Here is a 17761-nt window from a genome sequence, read left to right as displayed (position 1 = left end):
AAACATCAAGCGAGGTATCCCTATGGAAATTGACAGTTATCTAAATCCGAACATCCACTTAATTATTTTTTGTGTACTTTTATTTCTAAACTTTTTTCTTGCGATTCTTCGAGGCAGAAGAAACAAAACCAGAATAGATGAACAAAATGCTTTATTAAAAGAGAGATATCCCGATTTATCTGATAAGGATTTGAAATACAGACAAGAGTGTATTAGAGCCTACTTTAAAATTTATTTTACCGGTTATTCTAATTTTAAACTCGTAATTTTTTTAACACTCTTGCTATTTATTACAGTTGGAGTAGGGATAGGATTAATCATTTCCGATAATTTTATTGGCGAGTATATCAGTTTAGGATTACTCTTCATCTACATCTCAGTGATCGCTTTGTCTACACCAAAGCCTGATAAAGAACATGCATTCTGGATGGATTATTTGGAAACCCACCCTGATAACCCATTGATGGTTGTTTTACGTCCTCTTGAAACAATGAATAAAGTGGTTCGATCAGTCAGACTATTAGGTATTTTAAATCTTATTTGTGGCCTCTACGCGTTTTTTATAGCCTATTTGATTTCTTATCTATATTTTTAGAGCTGCATACCCTCAATCCTTTTCTCAAAAAATGATAGAGATAAGATAGACACTCCTTTTGATCAATGAATCGTTACAGCTATTCATTTAGTCAAAAGGAGTTTTTTAGTTTCGCAAAATTTACAATAACGCTTTTTTGGCTTTGTTTTGGCACAGTCTTCGTGTTCTTTCCCTAAAAAAAGATCCATACGTGTGTTCATGTTCCTTTTAGTGATTCCTCGAAAGACAAAAAAACCGTGAGACAAAAACAAGAAATGCTTTTGCCTCACAGTCTAAACATGCACAAATGATGGAAACAGGAGTAACTGCTTTGAGAATAAGTCAAGCTTATTTCTCAGAGTTGAATCCTGCTATTCCACCCTTCTAAATTTATTTTTCGTGTTGCTTTCTTCGTAGATAAGTGGCTCCAACGATAACTAGAACAAGGATCACCCCTCCAATGATCATGATCATGCTTTTAGTCTCACCAGTTTTCGGATAATATCCTTTTCCAGATTGCTGGTGCTTGGTAGACTGATCCGGTTTGATTGATTGATCCGATTTGGTCGATTGAGTCGTTCTACTTTGAGTATTCGCACTATTTTTTACTACTACCTCCATTTGTTTGGGTTTACCGTTGTGTTTCGTTGGGATCGTAAATCCAACTAGCTTATCTGACAATTGGTAGCCCTCTGGCGCTTTAGTTTCTTTAAAGAAATACTTTCCAGGTGCCAAATCGTTTAGCGCTAGTTTTCCTTCCCCGTTCGTCTTAAGTTCTTTACGCAAGACTGTTTCCTTGCTATCAAGTAATTGAAATTCCGCATTCGCCAAATATTTGTTGCTATCCTCAGCGTCGATTTTTATTAGTTCAACTCCGCCTTGGTAGTTTACAAAATTAGCAGTCACTGCCGCTGGCTTTCCTGCCGATGTTGTATCAATGGTAAATGGTAACGGTTGGGTGTTGAGCATGTACCCATTTGGCGCTTTGGTTTCGACAAATTGATACGCGCCAGGAGCAAGATTTTTAGCTGTAACTTTCCCATTCTCATCAGTCACTAAATTTGTTTGGACTGTTTTTCCACTACTCGTTTGGACTTCAAAGATAGCATCTGGTAATAATTCCCCAGATTCAGATTTCTTTGTTACTGTCGCAGTTCCTTGATAATTGATCAATGCTTTGCCATCATTCAACTGGATTGGTGCCTCATTGCCAGTTGCTATTTGAGGAATTTCAAAAGCAATTTCTTCCGTATTCAAGTAGTAACCTTCTGGTGCTTTGCTTTCTTTCAATTTATACTTCCCTGGGGCTAGGCCAGTTAGATTCAACTGTCCATTATTATCTGTAATATAAGATTTTTGATTCCCATAATCACTAAAATCACCTGTATTTAGTTTTGCATGTTGCAAATTGAACTGGGCACCAGCAAGAGTTTTACCTACCTCATCGGTTTTCTTCAATACGGCTGAACCTTGGTAGTTTTTTAGCGTCAATACGCCATCTGAGACCACTTGATCGTTTACGAAAACATTTCGTGTATTGTCGGCATTTTTCTTTACTTCAAAATCGATCGGTGTTTAATTGATTTGGTACCCCTCCGGTGCCATTGATTCGCTGATTTGATATTGGCCGTCGCTAAGACCTGATAAATCTACGCCTCTTTCTCGCGCTGCAAAAGTCTGTACGGAAACATAATTTGGTGCTTCTTTAGTTCCTTTATTTTTTAACAAACTAAATAATCCGCCAGATAGTGGCTTCCCTTCTCCATCTGTTTTATTAAAAATTAATTTGATAGGTTCATTTTTAATAAAAGTAGTCAATGGAGTGCTGTCCGTATTGATCGATACTTTTTTTCCTACTAGTAGCTCAGGAGAAATTGTATAACCTTCTGGTGCTTCGATCTCCTTGACAGAGTATTCATATATTGGGCTAGTAGCAATCAAATTACCAAATATGGCCATTCCTTGCTTGTCTGTTGTTACTTGGTAAATGATATCGGATTGGTTGGTCTTAGTATTTTTTCGTAGCAATTGTAAAACAGCATTAGGAACGACTCCCCCCTGCCCATTTTCCTTTTGAACAATGATTTTTCCTTTTGTTCCATACGCTAAACCATTGGACTCTTGAATAGTCACTTGAACATCTTTCTTTGTGTCTTTCCCAGGTAATTCAGCACCCTCACTTGAAATGATGGCATCATTAGTGACCGTTTCAGTTTTAGATGTAAAATTCGGTTCAGTTTCATAAACCAACACATACGGTTTTTCGATTACTCCGTTTAAAAACTCGTTCTCATGATTTGGATCCTTTTTTTCTTTGATACCGGACATATCTACAGTAAATGTTTGTTGTCCTACAGTCGAGTCAGTATCGATCTGAACTTTGTATTGATTGGTCGGTACGGGCTGATCTGGCTCCACAGTGATCGAACTGCCCGTTCCTGAGTATTTTCCTGTATAAAGTTTGAAGCTGCTTGCTTTTATGAATTGATTCGCACTTGGTTTGTCTTCAACTTTAACGTTTGATAGCCATGATTGATTTGGATTGATCACCAATTGCCAATCAACTTTACCAGTTTGTGCATTGTATTTTCCATCTTTTAAAATAGATTGTCCGCCGAACGCCACGGAGACTGAAGCGGGTAAATCTTGTTTAATCCCCTTGACATCAACATTTGCCACATTACTATACGTAGATTGATCGTACACAATCTGATTTTTCAAAGATGTTTTGAACTGGATCTGAAAGACCATTGGAGCCCCTGTCACGTTCCAGCCTTGAATGTACTCTTCATCTGTACCCAGATCTATAGTTAATGTTCCTTGGTTCTCGCTGGTTGGTGCTGGGTCAGTTACTTTAAGATATTTTTTCCCCACCTGATTGCCTTTATAGGGATCACTGGTAGTTGCCTGAAACTGCCCGTTATGATTGATTGTTCCTCGTGTTACCTCTAATGAATTCGGTTCATAGACTTGATTTCCAGTGATTGGGTCATGAAAATAAATTCTTGATACCCCTAAGTTATTATAGTTGGTCACGATCGTCCATGTGAATTCTTTCGTTGCTGGATCATAGCTGCCAAACTTCATTCCTTGTTGTGTTTCTTGAGTGTTTGTTTTAAACTCTGCACTGCTGGAAGCTTCATAGGATTCACCGTTATTGTCAAAATTAACTTTGATTGTATTCGCATAATTGATACTCGTATTTGGGTCTTCGAACTCTTCATTAAACTGATTATAGGAGACATAATATTCCATTTGGAACTGATGTCTCGTCTTTGTGTAGCTGTTTTGGAATTTTATCTTAAAATCCGTATATCCTTTTTGAGACTCAGTTAAATGCACAGAAAGAACATAGTCAGCTGTAGTTTCATCCCCTATCATGTTCAGTACATTTCCATGCACATCCAAAAATTGGACTGCTCCTGTCAAAATGTGATCATTTTCTGAGACATCACGGATGATCACCCCATAGTCTGATTGCTTGTCTGGTACTTTTACTTTAGTTGGAAAAATTACATACCCCTCATCTGTGTAGCTCATTGTATCAGTAAAAAGGGCATTTTCCAGTTCATACTTATTTTTATTTATATCAACCACATAATGAGCTGATTTCCTTCCTACATCAAGTGTTGGTTTATTTTTGATGATTACTTGTTGTGTAGGGTTCGCTTGGACTTCTGCCGATGAAGAGAGGTTTTCAGTCCGTGCCTGATTCGTTATCTTTATACCAGAGTTGTCTGTGACGATTTTATTGACCTTTGTTTTGTAGGTGATATTGATTGCTTTTTCAGCCTGTACATTATTTTTAAATGTCACTTTAAATGGATTATTGGTCGTGTCAATTGTATAAGCACTCGGATCAATTGGTGCGCCATTGACTGGAGTACCATCACTGTCAAAATTGACCTGGTAAATAGCAAAGCTATCTGGATCGACATCCATATTTGCCGAATACGTGTCTGAGATCACATTGTCAGCTGTTAATTCTTTTTGACCATAGTTGTAACGAATCAGCCAACTATAGACTTGTTCGACAGGATCATAATCAGTTTTAACTTTTTCTAATGCTTTTTCATAAGTAAGGTCGACAGAAGCCGAAGCTTGTAGATTCGTTGTATCTGTAATTAATTCCACGTTGTTTCCTATTGTTAGCTTTCCACCGTCACTGGGTTTTACTGAATCTTTGATCGTTGTAGTATAAACGATGCGGTAAGGTTGTTGGATAGCCATATTGAATTGAATCGAGCCATCATTCTCTACTGTATATTGTTTTGGATCAAGAGGTATCGTGTCTACTCCCACCACGTTTCCATCAAAATCCAGATTCAACGGATAAACAGAAACTGCGCCTTTCTCCTGTTTATCAAATACCAGTTGATCAGGAAAATGTTCACGTATCAATGGCTTAGATAAGTCGCTATAATCTTTGTTGAAGTCTATATCCCAAATCACTTTATCTGGACTATTTACTCTATCTGGATGACCTGCTTTACTAAGAGAGGCTCCACTAGATGGTTTTATTATGAAAGTAGCAGGTGGGATATTCGTTTTACTCGGATAAGTGATCGTTGTCTCGCCTGGTTGAGTGATTTTCTTTTTATCAAAATGTACATCAGCTGAAACTGAACCACTGCTGGCTGGCAAAAACTCCATACTGTCTTGTTTCGTAAAAACAATACGCAATTTTTGCGTATTTGCATCAAACTCGTAAGTACCATAGCTATTTTTATTCTTATCCAGTAAATCTCCTTTTGGTGAAGGGTCCCTGATTTCTAATCCTTGTGTAAAATCCATCTCGTAATAATCACCAGGCATCATTTCAGTTCAGACAGTATCAGGAATCTCAAAGTCCAATTGAAACACAACGACTGAATCGATCGTTGCTGGGTTAGTCTCAGTTGTCAATTTAATTTTTTTCACGAAGTTGTCACCAGGAGCATACTTCTCAAATAATTCATCCATTTGTTTAGAATCCTGTGTTGCTCCAGCATCTTCACTCTTTGTTTCGGGTGAAAGGACTGCTTTATTCACATTCTTACTTTGATTACTACTTGCGTTTTTAGTCCGTTCAGTGGTTGCCGTTGTTTGAGTGTCAGATTGACTATTCTCGGTTGACGTTTCTTTGGTTTCGATTGTCTGTGTAGTAGACTCTGTTTCTTTTGGCAAGTTTAATTGAAATATTTTTTTATCTTTTTGATAAAAATCAACCGTTCGATTTGGTCCGCGTGTATTCGTCCCTAGTAAAACAAGCCGGAAACGGTTATCGCCTTTACTTAGTTTATTAAAATCTAATGTAAATTGGGTACCATTTTTCGTTGTATCAACCGTATACTTTCCGATTATTTCTTTTTGGTCATTCAGGATATTCTTCTCTTCATCTTTGGCATCTTTCAATACAAATAACTTAGCCATTTCAAAAGTGATCGCTTGATTGTTTTCAGTAGAACTAGTGATATTTCCGACTAAATTCAATGCTAATTCATTCTTCTCAGCTGTACTAACAAACTCACTTGCTTGATCAAACTGAAGGTGATTCTCGACGGGAATACTTTCTTCAGTACTTGATGACTCTTTAGTAGGAGGAACAGATTCTGTCTGCAGTGTTTTTGGGGTATCACCTGATGTAGAATTTATGGTTTTTTCACTTGCAGTAGTAGATACTCCTTCTCCGTTTTCCATCGCTGTTGCAACGATGGGTGTGAAAAAATTACCTAACAAACTGAATAACATCATAGAATAGACAAACTTTTTCATTGTAATTACACCTTTACCTTTCTAATTACTGAGTTGTTCAATTGTTTGTGGAAAAAAGCAACAATACACCCACTATTATTATCCTTAAATTTTGTTAACTATACAAATAATAACACTTGTTTCATCTACCTGATCTATTTTTGCTGAAGATGATCCACCACTTATTTTGACTGATTAAAAGACAGTGTTGCATTGTATCTATGAATCAAATTTACGTGTGGACACTCAAAAAAGGGGTTCTATAATTTATGGGACTGAAGAATCAATTTTGATTCATCAGCCCCATTGTTCATTTTAGATATTAAAAAAACATATCGTTCCCTAGTATGATTAAATCATGACAAAATAAAGGTTCTATAATATTCGGAGTTGTTACTCTTAGGAGTAGGAACGCCAATTATTTTTATAACAAAAAGACATCTGGTTGTCCTATAATTAAATCGCCGAACCCAATCATAGGAGGAAAACCAAATGTCCACTAATAAGAATATCAAAATGAAAGAAAAAAGCATAGACAAAATGATCAAACAACTACTAAATATTAAAGATTCGAACATTTCTTTTTCTAACGGCAAACTGGAAGGTAAAAACAACTTGATCAAAGTCATCAAAAGAATCGCATTTGGCTTTAGAACGTTTTGTCATCTTAGAAAGAGAATTCTGATCCAACAAAATCGGCTCTATAATTTATGGGACTGATGAATCAAAATTGATTCTTCAGCCCCATTTTTCATTTTAGGTATTAAAAAACATATCGTTCTCTAGTATGATTAAATCACCACAAAATAAACTACGAGAGGACGATATGTTCTATGAATGATTCTATCAAAAAAATGTTGCGATTAATAGACCAAAATTTAGTAATCACTGAAGTTTCTTACGAGCTGTTTCAAAACAAAAAAACGATGGTCATCGATGCGGTTCTCTCTCCTGCTCCTTGTGCTTGTGCACATTGCGGTTCCTCTGTAATCGATGCTCACGGTCAAACGACCATTGTGAAGAATGGCAAGAAGAAAACTATTGTCCGCTTTGAAGAATACAACCACATGCCACTGATCATGCGTTTGAAAAAGCAACGCTACACCTGTAAAAACTGTTTGCGTCATTGGACAGCCCAAAGCTACTTTGTCCGTCCTAGACATTCGATTGCCAATCATGTCAAATGGAAAATCACTGCTTTACTCGCCGAAAAGATGTCTTTATCATTGATTGCCAAGCTTTGTCAGGTATCTTTGACGACTGTGATTCGTACATTGAAAGAGTTGAAAAACTATCTTCCGAAGCCGTCAAAAAGGACCCTGCCAAAAGTATTGATGGTGGATGAATTTCGTTCGCACGCTTCGATTGAGGATAAAATGAGCTTTATTTGTGCGGATGGCGAGACAGGAAAACTCATTGATATTTTGCCTACACGTAAATTATCGCGTTTGACACACTATTTTAGTCGCTGTACGAATCCTGAAGCGGTGGAATACTTAGTGACAGATATGAATGCCGCCTACTTCCAATTGACAAAACGTGTCTTACCGAATGCGAAAGTCGTCATTGATCGTTTTCATATCACCAAACATCTGAATCAGGCATTCAATGATTTTCGTGTACAAGAAATGAAAAGATTACACCAGTTAGGGCAACGAAGAGAAGCCGAGAAAGTGAAAAAGAACTGGCGCTTTCTTCTAAAAAACCGTCAAAAAATCAATTACTATGACTACAAAACATGGCGCAGTTTTCGTGCACCTAAATACCCGCTACTCACTGAAGCAATGATGATCGATCGATTACTGGCGTTTTCAACGCCTTTAAAGGAAGCCTATACTTTTTTCCATGAGCTGACCGAAGCCTTTCGAGACAAAGAACCTGACTTATTTTTTACCTTATTAAAAAATCTTCCTGAAACACTTGATGTCCAATTTCGCACGAAACTTCAAAACCTTTTAACTTACGAAGAAGGGATTTACAATGCTATGATTTACCCGTATTCTAATGGCAAAATAGAGGCCAAAAATACCCATATCAAGACACTGAAACGATTATCTTATGGATTTAAATCATTTGAGAACATGAAAATCAGGATTTTTTTGATCAATCAATTGATTCAAGTGAAATAACAAAAAAATCTGAGACAGAAGGTCAGTCCTTCTATCCCAGATTTCACTTTACAAAACTCATCAGTCCTTATTGACAAAGAGCCACAAAATCTTTACGAGATCATTTAATTACACAAAAAAGGAAACGCCGAAACGTCTCCTTTTCATGATTTAATTCAAAACAACACTATTTGACTTAGAACCTTTTATTCATATAGAAAATTAGAATACATGGTCTGCCAAGCGAATTTTGGTATTGGCTTCTTCTACTTCGAACCCATCATCTTTCACTTGTGCTTTTGATCCGATTTTTTCTGCAAAATTCATTTCAATATCAGGGCGGTATGAGCGCTCTACATTGCGTACAAAATGTAATTTTTTGATTCGTTCTTCTGTTTGATCGAATGTTTCTTCGTTCAAATAGATGACCACGTATTTCATTTTCCTTGAAACATAATGAAGCAAGCCAAACTTCTTGAGATTCTTTAGTTGTTTCAGGCTATAGACCCAGACGATCAGTCCACGTCGCTTCGTTATTTCAAATTGATTGTTTTCTGTTTCCATGACAGTTTCCTCCACATCCAGCATGTCTTCCTTTTTCAAATAAAGGATTGCCTGCATCGATCTTGATCTCCGAAGAAACAGCTTGTGCAAGCTCTCGACTGATTTCATCGAGTATATTTTGAAGTTGGGTTTCTTGTATCCGAAAGGCGGCGACTGAGTCATTCAAATCAAGTTGTCTTTTGGCTTTTCTAACAGCCAAATACGTTTCTTTGTACCCTGGTGCGCACTCTTTGTAGGGCGCAATCTTTTCATAGTCTTCTTTTTTTTTGAAGAAATCAGCTTTTAACTTCGCAACTTCTTCCGATTGCTCCATCTGTTTTTTTGTTTTCATGTATTCGCTCATTGTATGACTTTCAATGATACATTTCGCCAAACGTTTACATTGATCTTCTAAAACAAATAATTCTTCATTGATTATCACTGCTATCGCTACTCTCCTCAACTTCTTCTTGCATCAAGACTATCATATTTTCTTTAGAAAAAGCAATTCCTAACTGATCAGGGGAATCAAGCAAGAAACGATCATGATAGTATGGATCGCTATACAAAAATAAAAAAGTGAACGTTGGATCGATGACAGGGTGAGTAAATACACCATTGACATGCTGTAATTTGCCTTTTCCTGTTAACTTATCCAGTTCGTCTTTGGCTAGGGTGAATTTTGTAGCCGTTTTTGCACTACCCAATGTTTGCTTCCATTCTGCTAACCGATCTTCTGAAAGAAATTCTTCTGGCTTTTTCAAATAATCGTGTAGTAATAAATTCGTTTTATCGGAAAAATTGATGTTTCTTCGATAGAGTGGTAAATCATCTTGTTTTCTCAAAGAATTCAACAAAATAAAACTTTTATTTTCCTTTGCTTGATTGATTTCTTCCCAATCTGCATCATCCTCTAATTGATAATGAGGTAACCCTTCACCAAACACTTGATAAGGCAACAATTTGAGTAAACTATCTTTACTCAAATATACTACTGAGAACAAATCACCTGTACTTTGATCAAAAAACAAAATACCAAAAGTCTGATTGTCAAAGGCGAGCAGTGGTCGATAATTCATATCCTCTTCCATCAGCTCAATACCGACTTCTGTATCTTGATACTCAAATGTGAAATTTGTATAAATGGTCGTGATATCCGTTAAATCTTGCATCGTCATACCAAGCGTAAAAGGTGCGATCGTTTCATGATCTGCTTTTAATACTTTGACGGCTTCTACTTTATCATCTTGGATATTTGCTTCGAAAGACCATTGTCCTTGGGTATCCTGATAGTATCTAGTTTCAAAGCCAAATCCAGAAGTTAAGCGATCATATGGTTTTCCAAAATGCTGTTCTAACTCTTCGATTGGCTTTCCGATATAGGTGGAAAAACCAGTTGCTTTAAGCTCCTGGTATTTCCACGTCGTCATCTGGTTTTGTGTCTGTTGTTCTTGGCTTTTTTTTGCCTCTAGCACGGGTGGGAACAATACCGGCTGCATGTAGAATGCGACGATCACTGATAGCAATATCAAGATAAATAATCCTAGCCGTTTCATGCTGACCCACCACCTTTATTTTTCAGTCACTTCGATCAAGAGGTCACCTGACGCAATCGAATCACCGTTTGCCACATAGATATGGGCAATTTCTCCGTCAAAACGGGCTTCGATCGCCGTTTCCATCTTCATCGCTTCTGTGATCATCAAAGTGTCACCTTTTTTCACTTTATCGCCTTTTTTCACTAACACTTCTAGCACAGAACCTGACATCGTTGCCCCGATTTGTTCGCGATTCGTTGGTTCAGCTTTCAAACGTGTTTGAACTGAACTGATGATCGAAGTATCCTTGATCAGTATTTCGCGGCGTTGACCATTCAGATTGAAGAACAACACGCGATTTCCTTCAATATCTGGTTCACCGATCTCATCCAACCGAATGATCAAGATTTTTCCTCTTTCGATTTGGACATTCACTGTTTCACCCAAGCGAATCCCTTGGAAGAACGTTGGTGTATCTAATAAAGTCACATCGCCAAATTGATTGTATGCTTTTTGATAATCTAAAAAGACTTGAGGATACATCAAATAGCTCAAAACTTCTTCATTTTTAGGCTCATAACCGATTTTTTCAGCTAACTCATTTTTGACTTGTTCAAAGTCGACTGGTTCAGCTAAAGCACCTGGACGGACATTGATTGCAGGTCTTCCTTTCAAAATGATCTTTTGTAATTTTTCAGGGAATCCGCCAACTGGTTGTCCCAACTCACCTTGGAAGAAAGTGACAACTGATTCTGGGAAACTCAAGGTGTCTCCTTTTTCATAGATATCGTCTTCCGTCAAATCATTTTGGACCATGAATAACGCCATATCCCCCACCACTTTTGATGACGGTGTTACTTTAACGATGTCACCAAACATTAAATTGACTGTGTGATACATCTGTTTGATTTCATCCCATTTGTGTCCTAGACCGACTGCTTTTGCCTGTTGTTGGAGATTTGAATATTGTCCCCCTGGCATTTCGTGCATATAGACTTCTGTTTCAGGGGCGTTCAACCCATTTTCAAATGGTTTATAGTACATGCGTACATCTTCCCAATAATGGTTCAATTGTTGTGCATTTTGGATATTGATCTCAGGTAAGCGAGGACCATTGACTAACGCATAATATAAACTGCTCATGCTCGGTTGACTCGTATTTCCACTCATCGCACTCATGGCTACGTCGACAATGTCCACCCCAGCTTTGGTTGCTGCTGAATAGGTGATGATCCCATTTCCGCTAGTATCATGTGTATGCAAATGGATCGGTAAAACAGTTGTTTCTTTCAATTCACTAATCAAACGATAGGCTGCCTGAGGTTTTAATAATCCAGCCATATCTTTGATTGCAATGATGTGCGCTCCTAGTTGTTCAAGCTCTTTTGCCATATCTTTATAATATTGCACATTGTATTTTGCGCGACTTGGATCGTTGATATCGCCAGTATAGCAGATTGCGGCTTCTGCGATTTTCCCTGTATCTCGGACTGCTTGAATACTTTTTTCCATTTGAGGTGTCCAGTTCAAGCTGTCAAAAATCCGGAAGACATCAATTCCTTGTGCCGCCGCTTCTTTCACAAATTCCACTAACACGTTATCTGGATAATTCGAGTATCCTACTGCATTCGATCCTCTGAACAGCATCTGCAATAAAGTGTTAGGCATCAAGGAACGGATTTTTCTTAGTCTTTGCCATGGGTCTTCATTCAAGAAACGATAGGCCACATCAAAAGTAGCGCCTCCCCACATCTCACTTGAGAAAAGTTCTGGAAGTCCCTCTCCTGTTAAACGGGCAACTTCTTTGAAATCTTTTGTCCGTACTCTAGTTGCCAATAAACTTTGATGCGCATCTCTAAAGGTCGTATCAGTCAGTAGCAGATTTTCTTGGTTCTTGATCCACTGGACTAATCCATCAGCCCCCTCATTATCTAAAACATTTTTCGCAGTGAGATACTCATCCCGAGTGATCAGTTTTTTAGGTAGACGTGGTTTATCATAGAATGGTTTTTCCCCTTTTTTGATTCCTGGGAAGCCATTGACAGTGATTTCACCGATGTATTTCATAGTTTTATTGCCACGGTCTCTCAAACGTGGAAATTCAAATAGTTCTTTTGTATTATCAATAAACGTTGTTTTTGCATTACCGGATTGGAACACAGGATGAGAAATAACGTTTAACATAAATGGAATGTTGGTTTTTACTCCACGAATCCGAAATTCTTTCAGACAACGTGTCATTTTTTGGATCGCAGTGTCAAAATCAGCTGCATGCGTACAAACTTTAACTAATAAAGAGTCAAAATAAGGAGTAACGACATAACCAGAATAAGCATTCCCGACATCTAAACGGACGCCGAATCCACCTGGAGAACGGTAAGTATCGATTTTCCCTGTGTCAGGAAGAAAATGATTCAACGGGTCTTCTGTCGTGATTCGGCACTGGATCGCCGAACCATTAAGCTTGATCCCTGATTGTTCTGGCAAACCGATTTCTTTGTGCAGATCTTTTCCTTGTGCAATCAATAATTGTGTCGTTACAATATCGACATCTGTGATCATTTCAGTGATCGTATGCTCTACTTGCACTCGAGGATTGACTTCGATAAAGTAAAAATCGTCTCCTTCAACCAAAAACTCGACTGTTCCAGCATTGACATAGCCCACATGTTTCATCAATTGGACAGCAGCTTCACAGATCCGCTGACGCTGTTCTTCGTTCATGGACACACAAGGTGCGACTTCTACAACTTTTTGGTGGCGTCTTTGAACAGAACAATCTCTTTCAAATAAATGGATCACATTGCCATGCTTATCTCCAAGGATTTGGACTTCGATATGCTTAGGGTTCGCTATATATTTTTCTACATAGACTTCATCGCTACCAAACGCTGCTTTTGCTTCGCTTTTTGCACGTTCATATCCTTCTCGAGCGCTTTTTTCATCATGAGCGACACGCATCCCACGTCCGCCACCACCTAAAGCTGCTTTGATCATGATTGGATAACCATAGCGTTCGCCAAAATCTAGTGCTTCTTCTACACTCGCAATCGGGCCATCTGTTCCAGGAATCGATGCGATCCCAGCTTCGATCGCTGCTGCTTTTGCTTTGATTTTATCTCCAAAAATATCAAGATGATGTAAATCGGGACCGACAAAAGTGATCCCCTCTTCTTTACAACGTTGTGCAAAACCTAAATTTTCAGATAGTAATCCATATCCTGGATGAATAGCATCTGCTCCGCATTGTTTTGCAATCGAGATGATCCCTTCAATATCTAAATACGCATCGATCGGTTTTTTCCCTTGTCCAATCAAATATGCTTCATCTGCTTTGAACCGGTGCACTGAATACTCATCTTCTTCAGCGTAGATACCAACAGTTTTAATTCCTAATTCTGTGCAAGCACGGAACACACGTACCGCAATCTCTCCTCTGTTAGCAACTAAAACTTTTTCCATCGAACCACTCCTACATCTTTTTTAGTATAAACCTAAGCTTTTTCTTTTCTCATCTGCACTGATATTCAATACAAAACCAATACAGATCGAGAGCATCAAGAGACTAGAACCGCCCTGACTCAAAAATGGGAAAGTAATACCTGTCAATGGGATAACACCAGTGATCCCTCCAAGGTTTACGAACACTTGAACTAAGAACATTGCTCCGATCCCGATACACAATAATGAATTGAATGGATCTTTTGAACGCGTCCCTACTAAAATGATCCGAGTGATCATAAAGAATAGTAGAGCAAGGATCAGGATCCCCATGATAACACCTAGTTCTTCTACTACGATCGCGTAGATGAAATCGGTTTGTGCTTCTTGTAAGAAGCCTTTTTTCTGGATACTATTCCCTAATCCTCGGCCAAATAGACCGCCGTTGAACATCGCATAATAGCCGTTGACCATTTGGTGCCCTCTATTGAGTTCATCGGAAAAAGGATTCTGAAAAATAGCAAAACGATTATAGATATATTGCAATCGTTCAGGAAGAAATTTCCCGTGAGTGATATTGACTAGCCAGATAGTAAACACACTTAAACCAACTCCACCAAATCCAACGATCAATGTATATACATAGTTGATACCACTTGCTAAAAGCAAAACCAACGTAATCAAAAAGATGACAGTTGCGTTCCCAAAATCGGGCAAGATTGCAACGATAGCCGTCAATACCAATACCAAAGCAAGAGGTCGTTTGACCGTGCCGATAAAATCTTTTTGGATGCTGTATTGTCGTTTGGAAAGAGTCCAAGACAAATACCAGATTGCGATGATCTTTAAATACTCTGCAGGTTGGATCGTAAATCCAGCGATCTGAATCCATCCTTTTGCACCATTGATCTCTTTACCAAAAAATAAAACGATCAAAAGTAAAATCGTCAGCACAGCGATTGCTGCCATGATCAACCGCTGATTCTTCAAAACATCGGTTTTCATTTTGTAAAGCAGCCCGATTACAATTAGACTCAGGACCCAAAAAATACTTTGATTAAAAAATGATGCGGAAGGGCTTGTCCCGTTTTCCATTAATAAATATGATGACGAACTATAGACCATGATCAATCCCAATACACATAGAATCAAATATGGGATCAATATGCTATAGTCTAATAAATGCCTTTTTTTAACTTTCTTAGGCAAGTTTACTCCTCCTTGCCAATTTCTTTTTTATCATAATTTTCTTGGTAAACTTCACTATATAAATGGTTCAGTTCACGCTCTAATTCACTCAGCAATAGCTGACCTTCTGTTTTTTCGACTATCCCCACACGTATCGCAAAATTGACTTGTTGTGAGAATCCATACATTTGCGTATCCACTACTTCTTCAAAAGCTTTACATTGCGAGATACATAAGCTGTTTTTTTGATTTTTGATCAAGCGTTTGATCCGTTCAGCTTCATCTTTCAATACTTGGACTGCAAATTCATTTGACAGAGAATCCATCTACGCCTACCCCCATTCTAAGTTTATTTATTATAACATACTTAAAAATCCAACGGGGAAAAATCACGGTTTTCGTAAGGTGATTTTCCCTTTTTTTATCCTTTTGTTTTGCACGATGGACGCACTTTTCATTTTTCGCTTTGTGCTTCTTTGATAACGGCTAGGAATGCTTCTCCGTATTTATCTAATTTACTTTGACCGACACCTTTTATTTGCAGAAATGCCAGTCGGTTTTGTGGTCTTTGTTGGCTCATTTCTTTTAACGTCGAATCAGAAAAAACGACATATGGCGGAACACCAGCTTCAGAAGCTAAGTCTGTTCGCAGTTCTCGTAATGTTTCAAACAGACTGTCTGCAGCTTCATCTGAAAGTTGAACTACTTTCTTTGGTTCTTTCTTAAATACTTGTTTTTTTCCAGTAAGAACAGCGATACCTGACTCTGTGACCTTCAAAACGGGGTACTCTCCACTCACAGAGAGCAAGTAACCACCAGAGATAAGGAATTCGATCAGCTGCAAGATATCTTTTTGCGCGTATTTCTTTAATAAACCGTACGTAGAAAGTCGATCAAATCCGAAGTTTTTCACTTTTTGCTCCTTCGATCCAGCTAACACTTTCATCAACATCTGCTTCCCATAGTTTTCGCCCATTCGTTTGATACAAGATAAAACCATCTGTGTTTCCTTCGTAACATCGATCAACTCTCGATCATCTAAACAGTTACCGCAACGCTCGCAAGGTACACCATCTTCTCCAAAATAAGCTAAGATATATTGCTGCAAACAATCCTCAATGTAGACATACTCAGTCATAGCTTTTAATTTTTCATATTCTTTTTGCTTTTGAGAATCTTCCCGTTGTGATTGCTGGATAAAAAATTTCTGGATCTGGATATCTTGCGGTGCAAATAACAAGATAGCATCACTTAGAAGACCATCTCTTCCCGCTCTACCTGCTTCTTGATAATAAGCCTCCAAAGAACCTGGTATTTGATAATGGATGACAAAGCGGATATTGCTTTTATTGATCCCCATTCCAAAAGCATTGGTAGCCACCAATAACTCTACGCGGTCGTACAGAAAAGCTTCTTGCATTTTCGTTCGTTCCCGTTCACTCATGCCACCATGATACCTACCAGCATTGAAACCAAACTTTTTTAATAAATGATAGATACGGTCAACTTCTTTGCGTGTTGCCGCATAGATGATGCCGGATTGTTTCTGATTCATACGCAGATATTCGACCAAATATTGTTCTTTTTTTTGATCCTTGATTACTTGCAACCGTAGATTTTCGCGAGCAAACCCGGTTTGGATATGATTTTTGACCGGAATCTTTAAAAGTCTTTTGATGTCTTCGGCTACAGCTATCGTTGCAGTTGCTGTTAATGCAACAATGATTGGCCGTTGGATCAACTCATTCAACTTTTCTGCCATTTGAAGGTAACTTGGACGGAAATCATGCCCCCATTGGGAAATACAATGTGCTTCATCAATGGCAAGCAGTTGGACATTCCAATGTTGCATCGAACGAATGAAATCTGGCATGATAAAGCGTTCAGGTGCAACATAGAGCAACTGGATCTCCCTCTGTTCAAGTTCTTGGAAACGTCTTGCTGTTTCATAGCCATTCAACGAACTATTGATAAATGTTGCAGCTATCCCTAACTGGTTAGCCGCATCTACTTGATCTTTCATGAGGGATATCAAGGGTGAAACGACGATCGTCAAACCATCTAGCATCAACGCTGGCAACTGATAGCACACCGATTTCCCACTTCCTGTCGGCATGATACCCAGCACATCTTCATGTTCCATCACTTTTTGAATGATTTCCCTTTGCCCTGGGCGAAATTCGTCATAGCCAAAATATTTTTTTAGTAATTCGTTCATCTTATCCCTACTTTATACATATTTTAAGAAAATGATGGCAATATTTCATTCATTTAAATAGATTACGCAAGAACTATTTTACTTCTCGTTGTCACTCAGAACAACCCTTTTATCCGTGAAACAAAATGCATCTATGAAACATCAGAGAGCTTATTTTGAGTTTTTAAAAAGTCTTTTAATAGACTTTTTCCGTTATTTCGTGTGTTTTTCTCTATTTCTAAATCTACTTCTCCACAGAAATAGCTGAGCATAATCACCACAATCGAATTTTTAGAATAAACTATTTTCTTTCCATGTTAGGTGACACATTAGCTGAAACGCGCACTTCATCACGCCCTTTGATTTTTGCAGCCTCTTTGTAAAATAGCATAGCTAAAGGCTTTTTATCCTACTTAGTCGACAGTGATAGCAGCAATTA

13 protein-coding genes are annotated in these 17761 nt (G+C 38.1%); 3 read left to right on the top strand and 10 right to left on the bottom strand.

Features of this window, described 5'->3' with window-relative positions:
• Positions 1-22 precede the first annotated feature (22 nt).
• A complete protein-coding gene (locus CJZ72_RS14800) occupies positions 23-595 on the top strand; it encodes a hypothetical protein (RefSeq protein ID WP_226103243.1) in 573 nt (190 codons plus the stop codon).
• 369 nt (positions 596-964) lie between these two features.
• Here CJZ72_RS14800 and CJZ72_RS14795 read toward each other — a convergent pair whose 3' ends face one another.
• The 3 genes from CJZ72_RS14795 to CJZ72_RS14785 form a co-directional block, all read right to left on the bottom strand.
• Positions 965-2083, bottom strand: a complete 1119-nt coding sequence (locus CJZ72_RS14795) for a SpaA isopeptide-forming pilin-related protein (protein WP_232509736.1) — start codon at positions 2081-2083, stop codon at positions 965-967.
• A gap of 66 nt (positions 2084-2149) precedes the next feature.
• On the bottom strand, positions 2150-5368 hold the full coding sequence (locus CJZ72_RS14790; RefSeq protein WP_232509735.1) for a collagen binding domain-containing protein: 3219 nt from the start codon (positions 5366-5368) through the stop codon (positions 2150-2152).
• 30 nt (positions 5369-5398) lie between these two features.
• Positions 5399-6328, bottom strand: a complete 930-nt coding sequence (locus tag CJZ72_RS14785) for a hypothetical protein (protein ID WP_227260328.1) — start codon at positions 6326-6328, stop codon at positions 5399-5401.
• A gap of 489 nt (positions 6329-6817) precedes the next feature.
• Here CJZ72_RS14785 and CJZ72_RS10715 point away from each other — a divergent pair, with 489 nt between their 5' ends.
• Positions 6818-7027, top strand: coding sequence for a transposase (locus CJZ72_RS10715; RefSeq protein ID WP_269768797.1), 210 nt, complete (start codon positions 6818-6820; stop codon positions 7025-7027).
• A gap of 113 nt (positions 7028-7140) precedes the next feature.
• Entirely contained in the window at positions 7141-8436 is a 1296-nt protein-coding gene (locus CJZ72_RS10710; protein WP_081135856.1) for an ISL3 family transposase, read from the top strand.
• Positions 8437-8637: 201 nt separating this feature from the next.
• Here the strand turns inward: CJZ72_RS10710 and CJZ72_RS10705 are convergent, their stop codons facing one another.
• From CJZ72_RS10705 to recQ, 7 genes are all read right to left on the bottom strand, one after another.
• The gene (locus tag CJZ72_RS10705) at positions 8638-8979 is read right to left on the bottom strand and encodes a YlbG family protein (RefSeq protein ID WP_005876514.1); all 342 of its coding nucleotides are present in this window, start codon (positions 8977-8979) and stop codon (positions 8638-8640) included.
• Complete coding sequence (locus CJZ72_RS10700) at positions 8954-9400, bottom strand: YlbF family regulator (RefSeq protein ID WP_095443823.1); 447 nt, start codon at positions 9398-9400, stop codon at positions 8954-8956. The genes CJZ72_RS10705 and CJZ72_RS10700 overlap by 26 nt, the downstream gene beginning before the upstream one ends.
• Positions 9387-10514, bottom strand: coding sequence for a CAP-associated domain-containing protein (locus CJZ72_RS10695; RefSeq protein ID WP_005876510.1), 1128 nt, complete (start codon positions 10512-10514; stop codon positions 9387-9389). Before CJZ72_RS10695 ends, CJZ72_RS10700 begins: the two co-directional genes overlap by 14 nt.
• A gap of 15 nt (positions 10515-10529) precedes the next feature.
• On the bottom strand, positions 10530-13958 hold the full coding sequence (locus CJZ72_RS10690; protein ID WP_095443822.1) for a pyruvate carboxylase: 3429 nt from the start codon (positions 13956-13958) through the stop codon (positions 10530-10532).
• A 21-nt stretch (positions 13959-13979) separates the two neighbouring features.
• Positions 13980-15146 carry an FtsW/RodA/SpoVE family cell cycle protein gene (locus CJZ72_RS10685; RefSeq protein ID WP_005876506.1) on the bottom strand — a complete coding sequence of 389 codons (1167 nt, stop codon included), beginning with the start codon at positions 15144-15146 and terminating at the stop codon, positions 13980-13982.
• A gap of 2 nt (positions 15147-15148) precedes the next feature.
• The gene (locus tag CJZ72_RS10680) at positions 15149-15451 is read right to left on the bottom strand and encodes a DUF1507 family protein (RefSeq protein ID WP_005876504.1); all 303 of its coding nucleotides are present in this window, start codon (positions 15449-15451) and stop codon (positions 15149-15151) included.
• A 128-nt stretch (positions 15452-15579) separates the two neighbouring features.
• Positions 15580-17343: a DNA helicase RecQ gene (gene recQ, locus CJZ72_RS10675; protein ID WP_095443821.1), complete on the bottom strand. Its 1764-nt coding sequence runs from the start codon at positions 17341-17343 to the stop codon at positions 15580-15582.
• Positions 17344-17761 lie beyond the last annotated feature (418 nt).

This window comes from Enterococcus durans, assembly GCF_002277935.1.
GTDB lineage: Bacteria > Bacillota > Bacilli > Lactobacillales > Enterococcaceae > Enterococcus_B > Enterococcus_B durans.
This window is presented reverse-complemented; position numbering and strand designations above follow the sequence as displayed.

Bases quoted from the DNA above. Each gene is read 5' to 3' on its own strand.
- CJZ72_RS14785 (WP_227260328.1), bottom strand. From the start codon at position 6,328: ATGAAAAAGTTTGTCTATTCTATGATGTTATTCAGTTTGTTAGGTAAT.
- CJZ72_RS10695 (WP_005876510.1), bottom strand. From the start codon at position 10,514: ATGAAACGGCTAGGATTATTTATCTTGATATTGCTATCAGTGATCGTC.
- CJZ72_RS10710 (WP_081135856.1), top strand. From the start codon at position 7,141: ATGAATGATTCTATCAAAAAAATGTTGCGATTAATAGACCAAAATTTA.
- CJZ72_RS10690 (WP_095443822.1), bottom strand. From the start codon at position 13,958: ATGGAAAAAGTTTTAGTTGCTAACAGAGGAGAGATTGCGGTACGTGTG.
- CJZ72_RS10705 (WP_005876514.1), bottom strand. From the start codon at position 8,979: ATGGAAACAGAAAACAATCAATTTGAAATAACGAAGCGACGTGGACTG.
- recQ (WP_095443821.1), bottom strand. From the start codon at position 17,343: ATGAACGAATTACTAAAAAAATATTTTGGCTATGACGAATTTCGCCCA.
- CJZ72_RS14800 (WP_226103243.1), top strand. From the start codon at position 23: ATGGAAATTGACAGTTATCTAAATCCGAACATCCACTTAATTATTTTT.
- CJZ72_RS10680 (WP_005876504.1), bottom strand. From the start codon at position 15,451: ATGGATTCTCTGTCAAATGAATTTGCAGTCCAAGTATTGAAAGATGAA.
- CJZ72_RS14790 (WP_232509735.1), bottom strand. From the start codon at position 5,368: ATGGATTTTACACAAGGATTAGAAATCAGGGACCCTTCACCAAAAGGA.